The 21,489-nt window shown below is 39.2% G+C and carries 26 protein-coding genes and 3 tRNA genes; 28 read left to right on the top strand and 1 reads right to left on the bottom strand.

Translation table 11 applies throughout. The features are described 5' to 3' along the window. The first annotated feature begins 249 nt into the window (after positions 1-249). The 7 genes from DPV85_RS01335 (at position 250) to ruvB (ending at position 5,633) form a co-directional block, all read left to right on the top strand. A complete protein-coding gene (locus DPV85_RS01335) occupies positions 250-1,518 on the top strand; it encodes an NRAMP family divalent metal transporter (RefSeq protein WP_111326576.1) in 1,269 nt (422 codons plus the stop codon). A gap of 101 nt (positions 1,519-1,619) precedes the next feature. Beyond that, positions 1,620-2,078 carry a dihydroneopterin triphosphate diphosphatase gene (gene nudB / locus DPV85_RS01340; RefSeq protein WP_111326578.1) on the top strand — a complete coding sequence of 153 codons (459 nt, stop codon included), beginning with the start codon at positions 1,620-1,622 and terminating at the stop codon, positions 2,076-2,078. 47 nt (positions 2,079-2,125) lie between these two features. Beyond that, positions 2,126-2,866 (top strand): YebC/PmpR family DNA-binding transcriptional regulator, encoded by a 741-nt coding sequence (locus tag DPV85_RS01345; RefSeq protein ID WP_005697071.1) that lies wholly within the window; start codon positions 2,126-2,128, stop codon positions 2,864-2,866. Between the two features lie 17 nt (positions 2,867-2,883). Then, on the top strand, positions 2,884-3,318 hold the full coding sequence (locus tag DPV85_RS01350) for an ACP-like domain-containing protein (RefSeq protein ID WP_049369189.1): 435 nt from the start codon (positions 2,884-2,886) through the stop codon (positions 3,316-3,318). Positions 3,319-3,368: 50 nt separating this feature from the next. Continuing rightward, a complete protein-coding gene (gene ruvC / locus DPV85_RS01355) occupies positions 3,369-3,941 on the top strand; it encodes a crossover junction endodeoxyribonuclease RuvC (RefSeq protein ID WP_111326580.1) in 573 nt (190 codons plus the stop codon). Positions 3,942-4,000: 59 nt separating this feature from the next. Further along, a complete protein-coding gene (gene ruvA, locus DPV85_RS01360) occupies positions 4,001-4,612 on the top strand; it encodes a Holliday junction branch migration protein RuvA (RefSeq protein WP_049368011.1) in 612 nt (203 codons plus the stop codon). 13 nt (positions 4,613-4,625) lie between these two features. After that, complete coding sequence (gene ruvB / locus DPV85_RS01365; RefSeq protein WP_111326582.1) at positions 4,626-5,633, top strand: Holliday junction branch migration DNA helicase RuvB; 1,008 nt, start codon at positions 4,626-4,628, stop codon at positions 5,631-5,633. A 55-nt stretch (positions 5,634-5,688) separates the two neighbouring features. On the opposite strand, the gene DPV85_RS01370 is transcribed toward ruvB, so the two are convergent. Next, entirely contained in the window at positions 5,689-6,000 is a 312-nt protein-coding gene (locus DPV85_RS01370; protein WP_049368010.1) for a DUF5339 domain-containing protein, read from the bottom strand. Positions 6,001-6,458: 458 nt separating this feature from the next. Between DPV85_RS01370 and DPV85_RS01375 the strand changes: the two genes are divergently transcribed. The 21 genes from DPV85_RS01375 (at position 6,459) to hscA (ending at position 21,459) form a co-directional block, all read left to right on the top strand. Next, positions 6,459-8,024, top strand: coding sequence for a cytochrome ubiquinol oxidase subunit I (locus DPV85_RS01375; RefSeq protein WP_014064908.1), 1,566 nt, complete (start codon positions 6,459-6,461; stop codon positions 8,022-8,024). Positions 8,025-8,038: 14 nt separating this feature from the next. Next, positions 8,039-9,178 carry a cytochrome d ubiquinol oxidase subunit II gene (cydB, locus tag DPV85_RS01380; protein ID WP_111326584.1) on the top strand — a complete coding sequence of 380 codons (1,140 nt, stop codon included), beginning with the start codon at positions 8,039-8,041 and terminating at the stop codon, positions 9,176-9,178. An 11-nt stretch (positions 9,179-9,189) separates the two neighbouring features. Then, positions 9,190-9,288 carry a cytochrome bd oxidase small subunit, CydX/CbdX family gene (locus tag DPV85_RS01385; protein WP_101494276.1) on the top strand — a complete coding sequence of 33 codons (99 nt, stop codon included), beginning with the start codon at positions 9,190-9,192 and terminating at the stop codon, positions 9,286-9,288. Positions 9,289-9,290: 2 nt separating this feature from the next. Continuing rightward, on the top strand, positions 9,291-9,578 hold the full coding sequence (gene ybgE, locus DPV85_RS01390) for a cyd operon protein YbgE (RefSeq protein ID WP_111326586.1): 288 nt from the start codon (positions 9,291-9,293) through the stop codon (positions 9,576-9,578). A gap of 71 nt (positions 9,579-9,649) precedes the next feature. Continuing rightward, positions 9,650-10,078: a tol-pal system-associated acyl-CoA thioesterase gene (ybgC, locus tag DPV85_RS01395; RefSeq protein WP_243584630.1), complete on the top strand. Its 429-nt coding sequence runs from the start codon at positions 9,650-9,652 to the stop codon at positions 10,076-10,078. A 20-nt stretch (positions 10,079-10,098) separates the two neighbouring features. Beyond that, the gene (gene tolQ, locus DPV85_RS01400) at positions 10,099-10,785 is read left to right on the top strand and encodes a protein TolQ (RefSeq protein WP_049369196.1); all 687 of its coding nucleotides are present in this window, start codon (positions 10,099-10,101) and stop codon (positions 10,783-10,785) included. Between the two features lie 78 nt (positions 10,786-10,863). Then, positions 10,864-11,283, top strand: a complete 420-nt coding sequence (gene tolR, locus DPV85_RS01405; RefSeq protein ID WP_032803822.1) for a colicin uptake protein TolR — start codon at positions 10,864-10,866, stop codon at positions 11,281-11,283. A gap of 18 nt (positions 11,284-11,301) precedes the next feature. Then, entirely contained in the window at positions 11,302-12,549 is a 1,248-nt protein-coding gene (tolA, locus tag DPV85_RS01410; RefSeq protein ID WP_111326588.1) for a cell envelope integrity protein TolA, read from the top strand. Between the two features lie 41 nt (positions 12,550-12,590). Beyond that, positions 12,591-13,874 (top strand): Tol-Pal system beta propeller repeat protein TolB, encoded by a 1,284-nt coding sequence (gene tolB, locus DPV85_RS01415; protein ID WP_049366381.1) that lies wholly within the window; start codon positions 12,591-12,593, stop codon positions 13,872-13,874. 24 nt (positions 13,875-13,898) lie between these two features. After that, positions 13,899-14,366 carry a peptidoglycan-associated lipoprotein Pal gene (pal, locus tag DPV85_RS01420; RefSeq protein WP_005696669.1) on the top strand — a complete coding sequence of 156 codons (468 nt, stop codon included), beginning with the start codon at positions 13,899-13,901 and terminating at the stop codon, positions 14,364-14,366. A gap of 175 nt (positions 14,367-14,541) precedes the next feature. After that, a tRNA-Lys gene (locus tag DPV85_RS01425) sits at positions 14,542-14,617 on the top strand. Between the two features lie 25 nt (positions 14,618-14,642). Further along, positions 14,643-14,718: transfer RNA gene (locus DPV85_RS01430), tRNA-Lys, on the top strand. 29 nt (positions 14,719-14,747) lie between these two features. Further along, positions 14,748-14,823: transfer RNA gene (locus DPV85_RS01435), tRNA-Lys, on the top strand. 122 nt (positions 14,824-14,945) lie between these two features. Continuing rightward, on the top strand, positions 14,946-15,665 hold the full coding sequence (trmJ, locus tag DPV85_RS01440) for a tRNA (cytosine(32)/uridine(32)-2'-O)-methyltransferase TrmJ (RefSeq protein WP_111326590.1): 720 nt from the start codon (positions 14,946-14,948) through the stop codon (positions 15,663-15,665). Positions 15,666-15,724: 59 nt separating this feature from the next. Then, entirely contained in the window at positions 15,725-16,180 is a 456-nt protein-coding gene (gene iscR, locus DPV85_RS01445) for a Fe-S cluster assembly transcriptional regulator IscR (protein WP_049366379.1), read from the top strand. A 63-nt stretch (positions 16,181-16,243) separates the two neighbouring features. After that, on the top strand, positions 16,244-17,458 hold the full coding sequence (locus DPV85_RS01450) for an IscS subfamily cysteine desulfurase (protein ID WP_111326592.1): 1,215 nt from the start codon (positions 16,244-16,246) through the stop codon (positions 17,456-17,458). A gap of 54 nt (positions 17,459-17,512) precedes the next feature. Beyond that, entirely contained in the window at positions 17,513-17,896 is a 384-nt protein-coding gene (iscU, locus tag DPV85_RS01455; protein WP_005696665.1) for a Fe-S cluster assembly scaffold IscU, read from the top strand. A gap of 50 nt (positions 17,897-17,946) precedes the next feature. Further along, a complete protein-coding gene (gene iscA, locus DPV85_RS01460; protein ID WP_032822628.1) occupies positions 17,947-18,270 on the top strand; it encodes an iron-sulfur cluster assembly protein IscA in 324 nt (107 codons plus the stop codon). A gap of 9 nt (positions 18,271-18,279) precedes the next feature. Then, positions 18,280-18,801: a Fe-S protein assembly co-chaperone HscB gene (gene hscB / locus DPV85_RS01465; RefSeq protein ID WP_111326594.1), complete on the top strand. Its 522-nt coding sequence runs from the start codon at positions 18,280-18,282 to the stop codon at positions 18,799-18,801. Between the two features lie 74 nt (positions 18,802-18,875). After that, complete coding sequence (locus tag DPV85_RS01470; RefSeq protein ID WP_111326596.1) at positions 18,876-19,562, top strand: DUF2625 domain-containing protein; 687 nt, start codon at positions 18,876-18,878, stop codon at positions 19,560-19,562. Between the two features lie 40 nt (positions 19,563-19,602). Next, positions 19,603-21,459: a Fe-S protein assembly chaperone HscA gene (hscA, locus tag DPV85_RS01475; RefSeq protein WP_111326598.1), complete on the top strand. Its 1,857-nt coding sequence runs from the start codon at positions 19,603-19,605 to the stop codon at positions 21,457-21,459. Positions 21,460-21,489: the final 30 nt, after the last annotated feature.

The raw sequence follows: 21,489 nt of genomic DNA on the forward strand, positions 1-21,489 counted from the left end.
AATTCAACTGATTTTGACCGCACTTTCTTTTTATTGAAAAAATTTTATTCACTTAAATACATCACTTTTTTGGTATGAATATGATGTAGTTTTATTTGTTTTGAAGTTATATCCTGAAATTTCAAAATAATTAGATTTTTACTCTTTTATTCTTCTTTAAATGGAACTTTATTTACTTTACTCGAGGATAAAATTCTATTATAAATAAGACCTTTTTTGATTTATGATTCATTTATAAGAGAACATTTTATGAGTGAAGTTTCAACTCCAGTAGAAAAATCAACGTGGGCGAGTAAATTCTCTGCCTTAGGCCCGGGCATAGTGATGGCATCAGCAGCTGTTGGTGGTTCGCATATTATTGCATCTACCCAAGCTGGTGCAATCTATGGTTGGGAATTAGTGAGTATTGTTATTCTTGCTAACTTATTTAAATATCCTTTCTTCCGTTTCGGTGTTCAATATACCCTAGATACCGGTAATACTTTGTTAGAAGGTTACCGTCAAAAAGGGAAGTTCTACCTTTGGTTATTCCTTGCTTTAAACGTTTTTGCCACAGTAATTAATACTGCTGCAGTGGGATTATTAACAGCCGCAATTTTAACCTTCATTACGCCAATTCCTCTACCAATGCCAGTATTAAGCTCATTAGTGATTCTTGTGACAACCGGCATTTTATTGTTGGGTAAATATCGTTTATTAGATAGTTTATCGAAAATCATCATGATTGCTTTAACGGTAACAACCGTGAGCGCTGTCGTGATTGCTTTTATGCGTAATGGTATCAATGGCGTAGCCACACCTGATTTTGTAGCGCCTTCTCCATGGGAATTAAGTAAATTAGCGTTTTTAGTGGCCTTAATGGGCTGGATGCCTGCACCAATTGAAATTTCTGCTGTTAACTCTATGTGGGTGGTGGCAAAACGTCGTCTAACGAAAGTATCTTATGAAGATGGTTTATTTGACTTCAACGTGGGTTATATCGGTACAGCAATTTTAGCTGTCGTATTCTTAGCGCTTGGCGCATTGGTACAATATGGTTCTCCTGAAACCGTAGAGCTGGTTGGCGGAAAATATATCGCACAACTTATCAATATGTATGCAAGTACTATCGGTGAATGGTCTCGCTTATTAATTGCAGTCATTGCGTTCATGTGTATGTTTGGTACAACAATTACAGTAATTGATGGTTACTCTCGTACCAATGTTGAATCTTTGCGTATCTTATTCGGTAAACAAGAAAGCTCTGTGAGAATTCTTAATATCGGTATGATTTTTGCGGCGTTATCTGGTTTAGCGATTATTTTCTACTTTAATAATGCAGTAGGCCCAATGCTGAAATTCGCGATGATTGCTTCATTTGTTTCTGCACCAATCTTTGCTTGGTTGAATTTATCTCTGACTAAGCACGCGAAACACAGTGTAAAAGGCGGATTATTGTGGTTATCCCTTATCGGTTTATTCTACTTAACAGCCTTTGCAGGCTTGTTTATCGCCCAACAAGCTGGCTGGTTAAACTAAAATAATTGAGATAATTACCGCACTTTAGTTTTAAAGTGCGGTAATTTTTTTGAAAGTTTTTAGTAGAAAAGGTATGATGCTGCCCATTCTCAATTATGTAGATGATGAGCTTGAAATATAAAAATAATCAATCGGTTCTCGTGGTAATTTATGCGGAAAGCACGCATCGTGTTCTTATGCTTCAACGCCAAGATGATTCCACTTTTTGGCAATCCGTTACGGGGACACTGGAAACCAATGAAACACCAAGAGAAACAGCAATTCGAGAAGTTTGGGAAGAAGTAGGATTAAAAATAGAAGAAAATTCGATCGCACTTTTTGATTGTAAAGAGAGTATAGAATTTGAAATTTTTCCGCATTTCCGCTATAAATACGCACCGAATGTGACTCACTGTCATGAACATTGGTTTTTATTGGCAGTTGAGCAGGAATTTGAACCGATATTAAGTGAGCATTTGGCGTATCAATGGGTTTCACCAGAACATGCGATCCAAATGACAAAATCGCCGAATAATGCCGAGGCCATCAAAAAATATTTGATGAACGGCTTTCCTCTGTAGAAGAGGATTTCATTTAAAAACGTTTTTAAGATAAGAAGGAAAACAACATGGCAGGCCATAGTAAGTGGGCAAATATTAAACACCGTAAAGCAGCACAAGATGCGCAACGCGGTAAAATTTTTACAAAATTAATTCGTGAATTAGTGACTGCTGCAAAAATTGGTGGCGGTGATGTAAGTGCTAACCCGCGTCTACGTGCGGCAGTAGATAAAGCCTTATCGAGCAATATGACTCGCGACACCATTAACCGTGCGATTGAACGCGGTGTGGGTGGTGGTGATGACACCAATATGGAAACAAGAATTTACGAAGGTTATGGTCCGGGTGGAACTGCTGTGATGGTTGAGTGTCTAAGTGACAACGCAAACCGAACCATCTCACAGGTTCGCCCAAGTTTCACTAAATGTGGTGGTAACTTAGGGACTGAAGGTTCTGTGGGCTACTTATTCAGCAAAAAAGGCTTGATTTTAATTAGCCAAGGTGAAGAAGATGCGTTAATGGAGGCGGCAATTGAAGCCGGTGCAGATGATGTTCAACCACAAGATGATGGTTCATTCGAAATCTATACTGCGTGGGAAGATTTAGGTTCTGTGCGCGATGCAATCGAAGCAGCAGGGTTTAAAATTGATAACGCAGAAGTGACAATGATTCCATCAACAACAGTTGATCTTGATCTTGAAACTGCGCCTAAATTGTTGCGTTTAATTGACATGTTAGAAGACTGTGACGATGTACAAAACGTATATCATAACGGTGAAATTAGTGATGAAGTTGCAGCTCAGCTGTAATTTTAAGGAGATTTATAATGAAATTTGCTAAAGTATTACCAGCAATGGCCGCTCTTGTTGTTTTATCAGCATGTGCAAGCGATGCACCAAAAATGGAAAACAAAGCGGAACAAATGGCAACCCCTACTGTAACTGATAAAACAGTAGTTTATACCTGTAACAAGAAAACTGTAACTGCAGTTTATCAATTCGAAAACCAAGAGCCAACAGCAGCAATGGTGATGGTGGGTAACAAAGTTATCGCGAAAGATTTTGCTCGTGATGCAGCTCAAAAAGACTTCACTTCATTTACTTCTGGCAAATATGTTTGGAATGTAGATAGTGGTTTAACTTTAGATAAATTTGATTCTGTTGTGCCAGTAAATCTTTTAATCAAAGGTAAAAAAGCAGATAAAATTGTTGTGAAAAACTGTGATGTAGATGCAAAAGCAACTGCAAAAGCAAACCAATAATTAACGCTAAAAACGGCCGGCATTGACCGGCCGTTTATTTTTGAGAGTTTATGAGTATTATTTTAGGCATTGACCCAGGTTCTCGTGTAACGGGTTATGGTGTGATTAGACAAAATGGTCGACATTTAGAATATCTCGGCAGTGGAGCAATCCGCACGCAGGTAGAGGATTTACCTACACGCTTAAAACGAATTTATGCTGGCGTGACAGAAATCATCACACAATTTCAGCCCGATATGTTTGCCATTGAACAAGTGTTTATGGCTAAAAATGCGGATTCAGCTTTAAAACTCGGGCAAGCACGTGGTACGGCGATTGTGGCAGCCGTGAACCATGATTTACCGGTATTTGAATATGCCGCTCGTTTGGTGAAACAGACTGTCGTTGGGATTGGTTCTGCAGATAAAGCTCAAGTTCAAGACATGGTGACACGAATTTTGAAGCTCTCAGATAAACCACAAGCTGATGCGGCAGATGCTTTAGCCATTGCTATCACTCATGCTCATACCATTCAACATTCCTTGCATATTGCAAGCTCGGTCAAAACCACAGAAAAACACGAAAAAATGACCGCACTTTTAAAAACAAGGTACAGTCGAGGTCGATTTAGATTAAAAATTTAACTGGATTAATATCCAGTTTTATTTTATTCTATGCAAAAATTTTTTTACATGGAAATCTTATGATCGGTCGTTTAAAAGGCATCTTATTAGAAAAACAACCACCTGAAATTTTGCTTGATGTTCAAGGCGTCGGTTACGAATTATTGTTACCAATGACCAGTTTTTATGACTTACCTGAAATCGGGCAAGAAACTACTTTATTTACCCATCTTGTTGTGCGTGAAGATGCTCATCTTCTTTTTGGATTCGCCCAAAAAACTGACCGCACTTTATTCCGTGAATTAATTAAAACCAATGGTGTTGGTCCTAAATTGGCACTCGCAATTTTATCTGCAATGTCAGTAGAGCAGTTTGCTTACGCTATTGAACGAGAAGAACTGTCGAAATTAGTTAAAATTCCTGGTGTGGGCAAGAAAACGGCTGAACGTTTATTGGTAGAGTTAAAAGGGAAGTTTAAAGATGTTCGCCAAAGTGATTTCTTTGTGGAGAGCAAGCATATTCCTTCGACTTCAGAATTGCGTCAAGCGGAGAGCTCAGCTGATGAAGCAGTTGCTGCGCTGATTGCGTTAGGCTATAAACCAACCGATGCTGAAAAAATGGTGAAAAAAGTAGCTAAAGCTGACTTGAGCAGTGAGCAATTAATTCGCGAAGCCTTAAAAGCCGCATTATAAAGATTAAACAGATATGATCGAAGCAGATAGAATTATTAGCAGTCAGGCAAAGATAGATGAAGATGTCATCGATCGTGCGATTCGTCCAAAGCTTTTAGCGGACTATGTGGGACAGCCACAAGTGCGAGAGCAGATGGATATTTTCATTAAGGCGGCGAAATTACGTCAAGATGCCTTAGATCATCTTTTGATCTTCGGCCCTCCAGGCTTAGGAAAAACGACGCTAGCTAATATTGTGGCGAATGAAATGGGTGTGAATATTCGCACCACATCAGGTCCTGTGCTTGAAAAAGCTGGAGATTTAGCGGCAATGCTGACCAATCTTGAACCCCATGATGTGTTGTTTATTGATGAAATTCACCGTCTTTCCCCAGCGATTGAAGAAGTGCTTTATCCAGCAATGGAAGATTATCAGCTGGATATTATGATCGGTGAAGGCCCTGCTGCACGCTCAATTAAATTAGATTTACCACCTTTCACATTAATTGGTGCAACAACTCGAGCGGGTTCTTTAACTTCACCATTGCGTGATCGTTTTGGTATTGTTCAGCGTTTAGAATTTTATTCCGTTGAAGATTTAACTTCTATTGTGACAAGAAGTGCCTCTTGCTTAAACCTGGAATTAGAAGATAAAGCCGCTTTTGAAGTCGCTCGTCGTTCACGTGGCACGCCTCGCATTGCAAATCGTTTGTTGCGTCGCGTTCGAGATTTTGCTGATGTGCGTAATGATGGCATTATATCGGCAGACATTGCGAAGCAAGCGCTTTCAATGTTAGATGTAGATGATGCGGGCTTTGATTACTTAGATAGAAAATTGCTTACCGCAGTGATTGAACGTTTTGATGGTGGACCAGTTGGGTTAGATAACTTGGCTGCAGCAATAGGTGAAGAACGAGACACTATCGAGGATGTTTTAGAACCTTACTTGATTCAACAAGGATTTTTACAGCGTACGCCTCGAGGCCGAATTGCGACCTCGTTAACTTATCGACACTTCGGACTTCAGAAGCCGTCAGAATAAGAGATAGAAAAAAGGACATATTGATATCAATATGTCCTTTCTTTTTGAAACCTGCTTAGTTAGTTCCTTCAGTATAGCTTTTCATGCTATTTAATCTTGCTAAACCCACATCACAGCTTTTTTGTTGAGTCGCTAATTCCATTTCAAGAATTTGCTGTTTGCTTTGGTTCAGTTTACTTTTGATTTTACCTACTTGAGTATGAGTGCCAGGCTGTTTTTCTGCTTGAGCAATCAAATTTTCTGTTTCTTTAAATAACTGTGTACATTGTTGTGGAAGAGCAGCTTTGTTTTCTGTAAGAGGTGCTGCGGTAGCAGATAATGCCATAGAACCGAAAAGTGCGGTCAAAATTACGCAAATTTTTTTCATTGTAAATCCCTACAAATCTTTCCAAATATTATTAGGCTAAAAAATAGCAAAATCTTGCAGCCCTGTCTAGTGATTATTTTGTCCATTTTTTTTAAATAAAGTTTCCTTGTGATAGATAAATTTTTCCATTTTGAGCAAAAAATACAGAATTTGATGTGGATCAATTTTGTTATTGTTATGCAAAATAGGGTATTTTGTAACTTATATCAAAAAATGTGATCAAGATAACGGTTTTTTCTGTTTTTTATCCTCATAAATAGTAGTAGAATAGGGCAAATCTTTGAATATTTATATTGTAATCGGTTACTGTATTCTGTTTTGAGAATAGAAAAGGTAATTATTACGTAAATAATTCAATATTTCTTAACAAGTTCTGTTGAGTAGTTTGGGGTGGTTATTTGGGGTTATCCTTGGTAATCATAAAGTGAAAATCTTGTAGATTTATACAAGGAGTTGAGATGTTAGACGTTGTTGATCTCTCACGCTTGCAGTTTGCATTAACTGCGTTATATCACTTCATTTTTGTACCATTAACATTAGGTTTATCTTTCGTTCTTGTGATCATGGAAACCATTTATGTTAAAACGGGCAAAGAAGTATATAAAGATATGACTAAATTCTGGGGTAAGTTATTTGGTATTAACTTTGCTCTAGGGGTAACGACCGGTATTATCATGGAGTTCCAATTCGGGACAAACTGGTCTTATTATTCTCACTATGTAGGTGATATTTTCGGTGCGCCATTAGCGATCGAAGCATTACTTGCATTCTTCTTAGAATCCACTTTCGTGGGTCTATTCTTCTTCGGTTGGGATCGTTTAACTAAAGGTAAACACTTACTCGCAACTTACTGCGTAGCCTTTGGTTCAAACCTTTCTGCGATGTGGATTTTAGTCGCGAATGGTTGGATGCAACATCCGGTAGCGGCAGAGTTTAACTTTGAAACCGTTCGTATGGAAATGACCAGCTTCTTAGATCTTTGGTTAAATCCAGTTGCGCAAAGTAAATTCTTACACACATTAACAGCAGGTTATTCAACTGGTGCTATGTTTGTATTAGGTATTAGTGCATTTTATTTATTAAAAGGCCGTGATATTGGTTTTGCTAAACGTTCATTCTCTGTAGCAGCAACCTTTGGCTTTATCGCGGCATCAGCAGTATTAATTATGGGTGATGAATCAGGTTACGACATCGGTAAAGCACAACCTGTGAAATTAGCTGCAATGGAAGCTGAGTTTGAAACTCATCCTGCACCAGCCCCATTCCACCCAGTGGCGATTCCAAATACTGCAGAAATGAAAAATGATTTTGCGATTGAAATCCCATATTTAGGTGGTTTAATTGCAACGCGTTCTTTAGACACTGAAATCGTTGGTTTGAAAGAAATTCAAGCAAAAAATGAAGGTCGTGTTCGTAACGGTATGGTTGCTTATGATTTATTCACACAATTAAAAGCAGAGAAAAAATCAGCAGGCCAAGTAAATCCAGAAACTAAAGCAAAATTTGATGAAGTCAAAGGTGATTTAGGTTTCGGTTTATTATTAAAACGTTACACAGATAAAGTTGTAGATGCAACGGATGAACAAATTAAACAAGCAGCACGTGATACTATTCCAAACGTAGGTCCTAACTTCTGGGCGTTCCGTGGTATGTTAGCAGCAGGCGGTTTAATTATTTTACTGACCTTTGGTGCATTTGTTCAAAATTTACGTAACAAAGTGACTTCTTCTCGCTTATTACTTAAAGCATTGCTTTGGGGTATCCCATTGCCAATCTTAGCGATTGAATTTGGTTGGTTCTTAGCTGAATTTGGTCGTCAACCATGGGCGATTTATGAAGTATTACCGGTAGGTGTGTCTGCCTCTAACTTGAGTGTAGGTGATTTATGGTTCTCTATCGGTTTAATTTGTGTACTTTACTTCTTCTTCATTATTGCGGAAATGTATTTGATGTTTAAATATGCACGTTTAGGTCCAAGTGCATTGAAAACCGGCAAATACTATTTTGAGCAATCATCTAAATAAGCAGGAGATGGATTATGCTTGATTATGAAATTCTACGTATTATTTGGTGGGTGCTAGTTGTTGTATTGCTTATCGGTTTCTCTGTAACAGATGGATTCGATATGGGCGTGACCGCACTTTTACCCGTAGCAGGTAAGAAAGAAGTAGAAAGACGTATTATGATTAACTCTATTGCTCCACACTGGGATGGTAACCAAGTTTGGTTATTAACTGCTGGTGGTGCAATCTTCGCGGCATGGCCGATTGTTTATTCTGTAGCGTTTTCAGGCTTCTATATTGCCTTATTTTTAGTGTTAGCTGCGTTATTCTTCCGTCCAATTGGTTTTGAATATCGTGCGAAAATTGATAATCCAACATGGCGTGCTGTGTGGGATTGGGGCTTATTTGCGGGTGGTTTTGTACCTGCATTAGTATTCGGTGTAGCATTTGGTAATTTATTACAAGGTGTACCATTCGAATTAAATGAACTTTCACAAGCAACTTACACAGGTTCTTTCTTTGCATTATTAAACCCATTCGCATTACTTTGCGGTGTGTTAAGCCTTGCAATGTTAGTGACTCACGGTGCAAACTGGTTACAAATGAAAACCACTGCTGCATTGCGTGATCGTGCAAGAGCAATTACACAAATTGGTGCATTAGTAACATTAATTACTTTTGTACTTGCAGGTGTGTGGCTTTCATTCAAAGACGGTTATGTGGTGACTAGCACGATTGATCATTTTGCAGCATCAGCACCAGCTTCAGGTAAGCAAGTAGCAGTTGAAGCAGGTGCATGGTTCAAAAACTTCAATGAAAATCCAGCTTTATGGGCGTTCCCAGTATTAGCTGTGGTTGGTGCATTATTAAATGTGGTTGCATCTAAAGCAAATCGTTGTGGTTTTGCGTTCTTCTTCTCTGTATTAACCATGGCTGGCGTGATCATCACTGCGGCAGCATCAATGTTCCCATTTGTAATGCCTTCAAGTACTCATCCAGAACAAAGCTTGTTAATGTGGGATGCAACGTCAAGTGAATTAACATTAACCTTAATGTTCTACTTGGCACTAGTATTTGTTACCATCTCATTGCTTTACACCATTTGGTCATACTACAAAATGTTTGGTCGCTTGGATGAAAGCTTTGTTGAAGACAACAAAAACTCATTATACTAAGGAGAAACAATATGTTATACGTAATTTGGGTAGTGGGTGTGTTGGCTGCAGTTATGGTGAGTGCTAAATTGACCATTGGCAAAGAAAAGTCAGGTAAATTTGACGAGTAATGATGATTAATTCACTCTATCAATTAAGTAATAAGGGTTCCTTGCGAACCCTTTCGTTTATTTTAGCGTTATTTTTAACTGCGGCTTTCTTTTTAAATTTAAGTCAATTTTCGACCGCACTTCGAACTGCTCATCCTGCTTGGATTCTTGCAATCTTTTGGGGATTGATTAATTTATGGATCCACGGTATCGGATTCGATATTCGCCGAGCAATATGGCAGCTTGTTTTCTTGCCATATATTGGTTATTTCACCACAATAATTGCTATTGTTCAGCATTGGTTTTTATAAGAACGATAGACAAATATTATTATTTGGAGCTTGCACATCTAATGAACAGGCTCTAAAATAAGCGGCTTGTTATGGCTGATAATTTGAGCATTATTTTGAATAACCAATGTTTTACCTTTCCGGTTCGTGTTTATTATGAGGACACGGATGCAGGCGGAGTAGTGTATCACGCACGTTACTTACATTTCTTTGAACGCGCGAGAACAGAATATTTAAGAACGCTTAATTTTTCCCAACAATCATTATTGCAGGAACAACAGTTGGCCTTTGTGGTCAAAACCATGTCTATTGACTATTGTATTCCGGCAAAATTGGATGATTATCTTATTGTCGAAACTGAAATAAAGGCAGTGAAAGGAGCAACAATTCTCTTTGAACAGCGGTTAGTTCGTGAGGCAGTGGTGTTATCGAAGGCTACTGTTAAGGTAGCCTGTGTTGATCTAGGCAAAATGAAACCTGTCGCAATTCCTGAAGAATTAAAAGCGGCATTTTTAAAGTAAATAACTTTTCGGAGTATGCAATGACTGCAGAATTGAACTTTTTAGATCTTTTTCTAAAAGCGAGTATCGTTGTTCAACTTGTAATTGTGATCTTAATTTCGTTCTCAATTATTTCTTGGGCAATCATCATTCAACGTAGCCGTATTTTGACGAGTGCGTTAAAAGAAGCGAACACTTTTGAAGATCGTTTTTGGTCTGGTGAAGATTTAAATAAGCTTTATGATGGTTTATCTAATCGTCGTGAAGTATTAACAGGTAGCGAACAAATTTTCTTTGTCGGCTTTAAAGAATTCTCTCGTTTAAAACAAGTGAATGCGAATGCACCAGAAGCAATTATCAAGGGTACGACTCGTGCGATGAATCTTGCGATGAATCGTGAAGTAGAAGCGCTTGAAAGCCGTGTACCTTTCTTAGCAACAGTTGCTTCTGTAAGTCCATATATTGGTTTATTTGGTACCGTTTGGGGGATCATGCACGCATTTATGGCATTAAGTGGTGCGAAACAAGCAACATTACAAATGGTTGCTCCAGGTATCGCAGAAGCCTTGATCGCAACCGCAATTGGTTTGTTTGCGGCGATTCCAGCTGTAATGGCGTATAACCGTTTAAGCTTACGTGTAAATGCGATTGAACAAAATTATGGTAACTTCATTGATGAATTCACCACAATTTTACATCGTCAAGCTTTTGGTAAAGCGCCCCATTAAAAATAAATGAAAAATTGACCGCACTTAATAAATAAAACGAAAAGTGCGGTGGATTTTAGCGAAGTTTTAGAGGAAATTATGGCTCGTCGTCAGCGTAAAGACATTAAATCTGAAATTAACATCGTGCCATTTCTCGATGTTCTTTTAGTTTTAGTGTTAATTTTTATGGCAACCGCGCCGATTATCAGTCAGAGCGTTCAAGTGGAACTCCCTGATTCGGTGCAAAGTCAAAATGTATCAAATGAAGATAAAACACCGGTTATCTTAGAAGTAGCAGGTGTAGGGCAGTATTCGATTTCTATTGGTGGTCAACGCCAAGAAGGCCTTAACGAAGAAATGGTCACCCAATTATCAAAACAAGAATTTGATAAAGACAATAACACAATGTTCTTAGTGGGCGGAGCAAAAGATGTACCTTATGAAGAAGTGATTAAAGCACTGAATTTACTACATCTTGCCGGCATTAAGTCTGTGGGTTTAATGACCAACCCAATTTAAGAATAAGTAGGTAAAACCGTGCAGAATAATCGACGAAAAAAACGTGCAAATGAGTTTGTCATCTCTATTGCGATGCACCTTGCATTGTTTGGTTTGTTGATTTGGAGCTCTCTTTATCAAACCGTTGAAATAATGGGTGGTGGAGAAGGTGAAGGTGATGCCATGGGAGCTGTGATGGTCGATACTGGCAGCGCAGCGCAGGAATGGGGACGTATTCAACAACAGAAAAAAGGTCAAACTGATAAACAGAAAAAACCAGAACCTGTAGTCGAAGAGAAAAAACCAGAGCCAGAACCTGAACCAAATCAGCAAGAAATTGCGAAACAAGAAGAGATTAAGCGTCAGCAGGAAATTCAACGTCAAAAAGAACTTGAAAAACAAAAGCAGCAAGAAATTGAGAAGCAAAAACAGCAACAAGAACTTGCTCGTCAAGAGGCGTTAGAAAAGCAGAAACAAGCTGAAGAAGCGAAAGCAAAACAAGCCGCTGAAGCAGCGAAGTTAAAAGCTGATGCGGAAGCGAAACGTTTAGCGGCAGCTGCTAAACAGGCTGAGGAAGAAGCAAAAGCTAAAGCACAAGCTGAAGCTCAAAAAGCAAAAGAAAAAGCTGAAGCTGATGCTAAAGCCAAGGCTGAGGCAAAAGCGAAAGCCGATGCTGAAGCAAAAGCGAAGGCCAAGGCAGAAGCAGATGCTAAAGCGAAAGCTGAGGCGGATGCCAAGGCTAAGGCAAAAGCTGAAGCCGATGCAAAAGCGAAAGCCGATGCAGAGGCGAAAGCGAAGGCTGAAGCAAAAGCTAAAGCGGATGCAGAAGCGAAAGCGAAGGCTGATGCGAAGGCAAAAGCTGACGCAGCAAAACGTAAAGCAGATCAAGCGGCTTTAGATGACTTCATGAACGGCGGTGATGTCGGTGGTGGTAGTGCATCTAAAGGTGGTAATGCAAATAAAGGTGGTACACAAGGTAGTGGTGCAGGACTTGGTGCTGGAGATGGTGGTAAAGTTGGTGACCAATATGCGGGTGTCATTAAACGTGAAATTCAACGCCGTTTCTTAAAGGATCCAAGCTTTGCTGGTAAGGTTTGTAGTATTAAAATCCAGCTCGGTCGAGATGGTACTATTTTAGGCTACCAACGCGTTTCTGGACCTGATGATATTTGTACTGCAGCATTAAGTGCGGTAGCGAGAACGAAAAAAGTTCCTGCAGCACCATCTGATGCTATTTATGAAAAATATAAAGCGCCGACTATCGATTTTGATATCAATGCTCGATAATCGGTTTTAAGAAAGTAACAACGTTAAAATAAGGTGATTAAATGAAATTGATCAAACGTGTTATGGGGCTATTTGTGGTGATGTTTGCATTTGCAAGCACAGCAATGGCAGAAGATGAAGTTCGAATTGTGATTGATGAAGGTGTTGATGGCGCTCGTCCTATCGCAGTTGTTCCTTTCGCAGGTTCTGCACCTGAAAATATTGGTCAAATTGTTGCAGATGACTTACGTAATAGTGGTAAATTTAACCCAATTCCAGTAAGCCAAATGCCACAACAACCAACGACTGCAGCAGAAGTGAAACCAGAAGCTTGGACAGCTTTAGGTATTGATGCTGTTGTGGTAGGTCAAGTGACATCAACTGGTAGCGGTTATAACATTTCTTATCAGTTAGTTGATACTGTGGGCGCATCAGGTACACCAGGTGCAGTGCTTGCACAAAATAGCTATACAGTGACTAATAAATGGTTACGTTATGGTGCACATACTGTGAGTGATGAAGTATTTGAAAAATTAACCGGTATTCGTGGAGCATTCAGAACACGTATTGCTTACGTGGTACAAAAAAATGGTGGCTCACAGCCTTATGAAGTTCGTGTAGCAGATTACGATGGTTACAACCAATTTATTGTAAATCGTAGCTCACAACCAATTATGTCTCCAGCATGGTCTCCAGATGGTAAACGTTTAGCTTACGTATCTTTTGAGAACAAAAAATCACAACTTGTCGTCCAAGACTTAGGTTCAGGTTCTCGTAAGGTTGTTGCTTCTTTCCCTGGCCATAATGGTGCACCAGCATTCTCTCCGGACGGCTCTAAACTCGCATTTGCGTCTTCACAAGATGGTTTATTAAACATCTATGTAATGAGTTCAAATGGAGGTACACCTACTCAATTAACTCGCGGTGCGGGTAATAATACAGAACCATCATGGTCTCCAGATGGTAGCTCAATTCTCTTTACTTCAGATAGAGGTGGTTCACCACAAGTTTATCGTATGAGCGCAAGCGGTGGTGGTGCATCACCAGTTGGTGGTCGCGGTAGTGCGCAAATCAGTAGTGATGGTAAAACGCTTGTGATGATCAATGGTAATAACAATGTGGTGAAACAAGATCTCACCAGTGGTAGCTCTGAAGTATTAAGTACATCTTTCTTAGGTGAAAGTCCAAGTATTTCTCCTAACGGTATCATGATTATTTACAGCTCTACACAAGGGCTAGGAAAGGTGTTACAATTAGTTTCTGCAGATGGTCGCTTTAAAGCGAGTCTTCCAGGAAGTAATGGCCAAGTGAAATTTCCAGCTTGGTCTCCATACTTGACTAAATAAAAAAACTCATTGAGGAGAAATCTAATGAACAAATTTGTTAAATCATTATTAGTTGCTGGTTCAGTAGCTGCATTAGCAGCATGTAGCTCATCAAACAACGATGCAGCAGGCAACGGTGCTAACAACGGTCAAACTTTCGGTGGTTACTCTGTTGAAGATCTTCAACAACGTTACAACACCGTGTACTTCGGTTTCGACAAATTCAACATCGAAGGTGAATACGTTCAAATCTTAGATGCTCACGCTGCATACTTAAATGCAACTCCAGCTTCTAAAGTTGTTGTTGAAGGTAACACTGACGAACGTGGTACTCCAGAGTACAACATCGCTTTAGGTCAACGTCGTGCTGATGCAGTTAAGGGTTTCTTAGCTGGTAAAGGTGTTGACGCTGGTAAAGTATCAACTGTTTCTTACGGTGAAGAAAAACCTGCAGTGTTAGGTCACGATGAAGCAGCATACTCTAAAAACCGTCGTGCAGTGTTAGCATACTAATTTTAGAGAATTTTGATTCTTAGAAAAAGGTAGAGTAGAAATACTCTCCTTTTTTATTTGTTCTAAGATCTTGTCAGAAATTGACGAGTATTCACGCAATTAACACAATTTCTTCAGATTTTTCTTGCGTCAGAAAATAAAATCGGTAATATACGCATCTGTTACGAAATGATGTGGGTCGTTAGCTCAGTCGGTAGAGCAGCGGACTTTTAATCCGTTGGTCGAAGGTTCGAATCCTTCACGACCCACCACTTTTATTTCGAAGAATTCCCAAACGGGTCGTTAGCTCAGTCGGTAGAGCAGCGGACTTTTAATCCGTTGGTCGAAGGTTCGAATCCTTCACGACCCACCATCTATTTAAAGATCATTATTTAACCGGTTGGGTTGTTAGCTCAGTTGGTAGAGCAGCGGACTCTTAATCCGTCGGTCGAGAGTTCGAGCCTCTCACAGCCCACCAGTCAACATCTTATTCCTCCTATTTGTTAATAAATTTACAAAAAAGTAAAATATTTTCAAAATTCTTGACTATATTTGGCGGTTATTATGGTAGAATATCCACAAATTTAAGTCGGGCATAAAATGTTACAAAATATTCGAATTGTTTTGGTTGAAACATCACATAGCGGGAACATCGGTTCAGCGGCGCGTGCGATGAAAACAATGGGATTATCCAATCTTTATTTGGTCTCACCAAAATCGGTAGATGAGCAATCTATTGCATTAGCAGCAGGCGCTGATGATGTTGTGCGTAATGCCCACATTGTTGATACTTTTGAAAAAGCAATAGAAGATTGCTCATTAGTAATTGGTACGAGTGCAAGATTACGTCATTTACAGAGTACGCTGATTGAGCCAAGAGAGTGTGCAGAGAAAGCCAGTACACATCAAGGGCAAGTAGCGATCGTGTTCGGTCGCGAGCGTGTTGGACTCACAAATGACGAATTACTTAAATGTCATTATCATTTAAATATCCCTGCTAACCCTGAATATTCTTCGCTCAATTTAGCGATGGCAGTACAGTTGGTAAGTTATGAAATGCGAATGGCATTTTTAACAAAAAATAAAACGGAAAGTACACTTTCAACGATAGAAGATATCTATCCAACAGCACAAGAAATGGAGTATTTTTTTGCTCATACGGAACAGGTGTATCAGTCTCTTGGTTTTATTCAAAATCAAGGGGTTATACAAAAGTTAAGACGACTTTATAACCGTTCTTCTCTAGAAAAAAATGAATTAAATATTTTGCGAGGAATGTTAAGTGCGGTTGAAAAACGCCTTAATCTGCAAAAAGAGTAAAATTGACTATCATAGTCAGATAGGTAAACTACCTAGATGGCGATTTATAGGGATGCTTTATGAAACTAACATCTAAAGGACGATATGCGGTTACCGCAATTTTAGATATCGCACTACACGCAGGAACAAATCCAGTTTGTTTAGCTGATATCTCAGAACGTCAAAATATTTCACTTTCTTATCTTGAGCAATTATTTGCTAAATTGCGTCGTGGTGGATTAGTAAAAAGCGTTCGTGGCCCAGGTGGTGGCTATCGTTTAGCGTTACCAACTGATCAAATTTCTATTGGCATGGTGATTTCAGCCGTAAATGAGAACATTAATGTCACAAGATGTCTTGGTAAAGGAAATTGCAAAGGTGGAGTTGAGTGTTTAACTCATACATTATGGCAAGATTTAAGTGATCGTATTTCTGATTTTTTAGATGAGATTACATTAGCTGAGCTTGTAGAGAAAAAAGCTGGGAAGCATAAAGCTCACAAAGATTTTGATGACTTAATTGTAGTCAACCAATAATGGGAAAGTAGATTCAAGTGCGGTCAAATTGATAGCATTTTTAGTAGTTATTTAGGAGTGAAAATGAAATTACCAATTTATTTAGATTATGCTGCAACATGTCCAGTTGATGAACGTGTGGCTAAAAAAATGATGGAATATTTAACTATTGATGGTGTATTCGGTAATCCTGCATCTCGTTCACATAAATTTGGCTGGCAAGCTGAAGAAGCGGTTGATATTGCACGTAATCAAATTGCGGATTTGATTGGTGCAGATTCGCGTGAAATTGTGTTTACTTCAGGTGCAACAGAAGCAGATAACCTTGCAATTAAAGGTGCGGCGCACTTTTATCAAACAAAAGGTAAACACATTATTACTTGTAAAACTGAGCACAAAGCCGTATTGGATACTTGTCGTCAGTTAGAGCGAGAAGGCTTTGAAGTCACTTATTTAGATCCAGAAGAAGATGGTTTAATCGATCTTGAGAAATTCAAAGCTGCATTGCGTCCAGATACGATTCTTGTGTCAATTATGCACGTTAATAATGAGATTGGTGTGATTCAGGATATTAAAGCAATTGGTGAGCTTTGCCGTGCAAATAAAACGATTTTCCACGTAGATGCGACCCAAAGTATCGGTAAAGTCGAAATTAATCTTGCTGAATTACCGGTTGATTTGATGTCAATGTCTAGCCACAAATTGTACGGACCAAAAGGTATCGGTGCATTATATGTTTGTCGTAAACCGCGTGTTCGTTTAGAAGCAATTATCCATGGTGGTGGTCATGAGCGTGGTATGCGTTCAGGTACATTACCTGTACACCAAATTGTGGGTATGGGCGAAGCTTATCGTATTGCAAAAGAAGAAATGGCGACAGAGATTCCGCGTATCAGAGCTTTACGCGATCGTTTATATAATGGCTTGAAAGAAATTGAAGAAACCTATGTAAATGGATCAATGGAACACCGCGTAGCAAATAATTTAAATATCAGCTTTAACTATGTTGAGGGTGAATCTTTAATGATGGCATTGCGTGATGTGGCAGTTTCTTCTGGTTCGGCTTGTACTTCTGCGAGTTTAGAGCCATCTTATGTACTACGTGCATTAGGTCGTAATGATGAGTTAGCACATAGCTCAATTCGCTTCACGCTCGGTCGTTGGACAACGGAAGAAGAAATTGATTACACCATTAATTTAACACGTAATGCAGTCGCAAAACTTCGTGAATTATCGCCACTTTGGGACATGTTCAAAGAAGGCATTGATTTAAATACAATTGAGTGGTCTGCCCACTAATTTTAAAGGCGGCTAGACCGCCTGATAGCAACTTATTTAGGAAAGGAACATAATATGGCGTACAGCGAAAAAGTTATCGATCATTATGAAAATCCACGCAACGTAGGTTCGATGGATAAAAAAGATAATTCAGTAGGAACGGGTATGGTTGGCGCACCGGCTTGTGGTGACGTTATGCAGTTACAAATCAAAGTAAATGACAGCGGCATTATTGAAGATGCAAAATTTAAAACTTATGGTTGTGGTTCTGCGATTGCATCAAGTTCTTTAATTACCGAATGGGTAAAAGGCAAATCTTTAGATGAAGCAGGTGCAATCAAAAACAGTCAAATTGCGGAAGAACTTGAATTACCACCAGTAAAAGTTCACTGCTCAATTTTAGCAGAGGACGCAATTAAAGCCGCTATTGCTGACTATAAAAATAAACAAGGTAAGTAATCAAAGTGCGGTTGAAAATGACCGCACTTTATCAATTTAAGGATCAGAATATGTCTATAACACTCACTGAAAAAGCGGCACAACGAGTTCGTACTTTTCTTGAAAATCGTGGAAAAGGCATCGGTTTACGATTAGGTGTGAAAACATCAGGTTGTTCGGGTTTAGGCTATGTGCTTGAATTCGTTGATGTGCTCAATGATGACGATCTTGTTTTTGAGCAGCATGGCGTGAAAGTGGTAGTCGATCCAAAAAGCTTGGTTTATTTAGATGGCATTGAGCTAGATTATGTCAAAGAAGGCTTGAACGAAGGCTTTAAATATAACAATCCAAATGTGAAAGAATCATGTGGATGTGGTGAAAGTTTCCATGTTTAAGGAATAAAGATGACAAATCCTTTTGCTATTTTTGATTTGCCCGTTGCTTTTAATGTTGATCAAGCCCTTTTGTCTGAACGCTATTTAGTGCTTCAAAAGAGCTTGCACCCTGATAATTTTGTTACGGCAGATGCGCAAGAACAACGTATCGCAATGCAAAAGTCAACAGAAGTTAATGATGCATTAAAAACCTTGAAAGACCCAATTTTACGTGCAGAAGCAATTATTGCGTTAAATACGGGAGAAACACAGGATTTAGAGCAAAAGAGCACACAAGATATGGCATTCCTAATGCAGCAATTAGAATGGCGAGAAGAACTCGAAAACATTGAGCAAAGCCAGGATGAAAATGCGTTAGAATCCTTTGCGAAACGCGTTAAAAAAGAAACAAAAGAAATGTTGACCGCACTTGAAGAACAACTAAATGAGCAACAATGGTCAACTGCTGCACAGCTCTGTGATAAATTACGTTTTCTAAAAAAATTGGCGGATGAAATTAGCCAAGTAGAAGAACGTCTATTTGAATTATAATCTTGAGGGCGTTTAATACGCCCTTTTCGCTATTGATAAATGGGTAATTGCCCTCATACTAATGAAACTCGATTATGCAAACTTTAGAACAACTGACTGATGCCTCAAAATCTGCTTGGGGAACCATTTCCCAATGGATTGAGCGTGCTCGTAATCATTGTGAAGTGATTAAAAAAGATCAATCCAGTGCAGAACGTGAACTTTTCACCATGCAAATGCCCACTTCTTCTCCAATGGGGGCGGTCATTTATGAAACTGGCGGCATTTTAATCCATCATGGTTGGTTACGTATATTAGGGTCAGGTAGTTTTAAATTACCACGTGGATTAATGGACTGGAATTTTAGCAAATCCTTTAATCAATCCGGTGATAAACCAAAATATTTGCTCGTTGCAGACGATGTCATTGGTGGTTATTTTGCCTTAAATGGCGGTTCTTTAGGGGATAATCTTGGCAAGATTTACTATTTTTCGCCGAAAGACTTAACTTGGCATGATTTAAATTTTACCTATACGGATTTCTTAGCTTGGGCATTAAATGGTGACATTGAAGCATTTTACCAAAATCTGTTTTGGCAAAATTGGCAAGAGGATGTAAAACAACTCGATGGTAACCACATGATTGTTTTTACACCAGAGCTTTCGGAAGATAAAACAACTGATATTAATCAGCGTGAGCGACGCGAAGTCAACATTGAAACCCATTACAACGCAAGTTTCACCGAACAAGATAAATTTGCACAAGCTTATTCTGTCGCATAATAAGCCTTTAACTAATTAATTATTAGAGATAAAAAGAGATATGGCATTACTCCAAATAGCAGAGCCAGGACAAACGGCTGCACCACATCAACATCGTCTTGCGGTAGGGATTGATTTAGGTACAACAAACTCTTTAGTTGCGGCTGTACGTAGCGGTCAAGCCACCATTTTGAATGATGAACAAGACAGAAGCCTTGTGCCTTCAGTCGTTTATTATGGTGAAAATGAAAAACTTGTTGGTACAGAAGCATTTGCAAAAGCTACGGTTGATCCTAAGAATACGATTATTTCCGTAAAACGTCTGATTGGACGTAGTCTTGGTGATGTGCAAGCTCGTTATACCAATTTACCGTATGAATTTGTGGCAAGTGAAAATGGCTTGCCATTATTGGTCACGCATCAAGGTAAAAAAAGCCCAATTGAAGTCTCTGCGGATATTTTATCTCGTTTAAATCATATTGCAGAACAGCGCCTTGCAGGTGAGCTTTCTGGCGTGGTGATTACCGTACCCGCTTATTTTGATGATGCTCAACGCCAAAGTACAAAAGATGCAGCACGTCTTGCAGGGTTAAATGTATTACGTTTATTAAATGAACCCACTGCTGCAGCAGTCGCTTATGGTTTAGATAGCGGAAAAGAGGGCGTCATCGCTGTTTATGACTTAGGTGGCGGTACCTTTGATATCTCAATTTTACGCTTATCTAAAGGCGTATTTGAAGTTTTAGCAACAGGTGGGGATACCGCTTTAGGTGGTGATGATTTTGACCATTTAATTGCAGATTGGATTGTTGAACAAGCGGGTATTCAACCACAAAATGTGAATGAACAACGTGAACTTTTGAGCTTAGCGACTCAGACTAAAATTGCTTTAACGAGTGAGCAAAGTGCGGTCATTTCTTGGCGCGGATTTGAAGGTGAGTTAAGTCGTGAGCAATTCAATGAATTAATCCACTCATTGGTAAAACGTTCTTTATTAACCTGCCGTCGAGCATTGAAAGATGCGCATATTGAAGCTGAAGACGTACAAGAAGTGGTTATGGTTGGTGGTTCAACTCGCGTGCCTTACGTACGTGAGCAAGTAGGCGAATTCTTCGGTAAAACGCCATTAACCTCGATTGACCCAGATAAAGTAGTAGCCTTAGGTGCGGCAATTCAAGCGGATATTTTAGTGGGCAACAAAAATGACAGCGATATGTTGTTACTCGATGTGGTGCCGCTTTCTTTAGGTATTGAAACCATGGGCGGTTTAGTGGAGAAAATCATTCCACGTAACACCACGATTCCAGTGGCTCGCGCGCAAGAATTTACCACCTTTAAAGATGGTCAAACAGCGATGACGGTACATGTGGTACAAGGTGAACGTGAGTTGGTGGATGATTGCCGCTCTTTAGGTCGTTTTACATTGCGTGGTATTCCACCAATGGTGGCAGGTGCCGCACATATTCGTGTGACTTATCAAGTGGATGCGGATGGCTTATTAAGTGTAACCGCCATGGAAAAATCTACAAAAGTCCAAGCATCTATTCAAATTAAGCCTTCTTATGGTTTAACGGATGAAGAAGTGATAGCAATGATTAAATCTTCTTTTGATCATGCACAAGATGATATGCAAGCCCGTGAATTAGCCGAGCAGCGAGTTGAGGCAGATCGTGTGATTGAAAGTGTGATTGTGGCATTACAACAAGATGGGGCGGAATTATTAACTGAAGCCGAATTCCATCAAATTGAAAATGCATTGAAACAATTAATGGATGTAAAAGAAGGAACAGATCGTCATGCTATTGTTCAAGGAATCAAAGCCCTTGATGTCGCGACTCAAGAATTTGCGGCAAGACGAATGAATAAATCCATTAATCAAGCGCTGACAGGTAAATCTGTATCTGACATTGAGGAATAAAGTGCGGTTATAAATTAACGAGTTTTTTAT

The sequence above is a fragment of the Haemophilus parainfluenzae genome (assembly GCF_003252725.1).
Taxonomy (GTDB): domain Bacteria; phylum Pseudomonadota; class Gammaproteobacteria; order Enterobacterales; family Pasteurellaceae; genus Haemophilus_D; species Haemophilus_D parainfluenzae_L.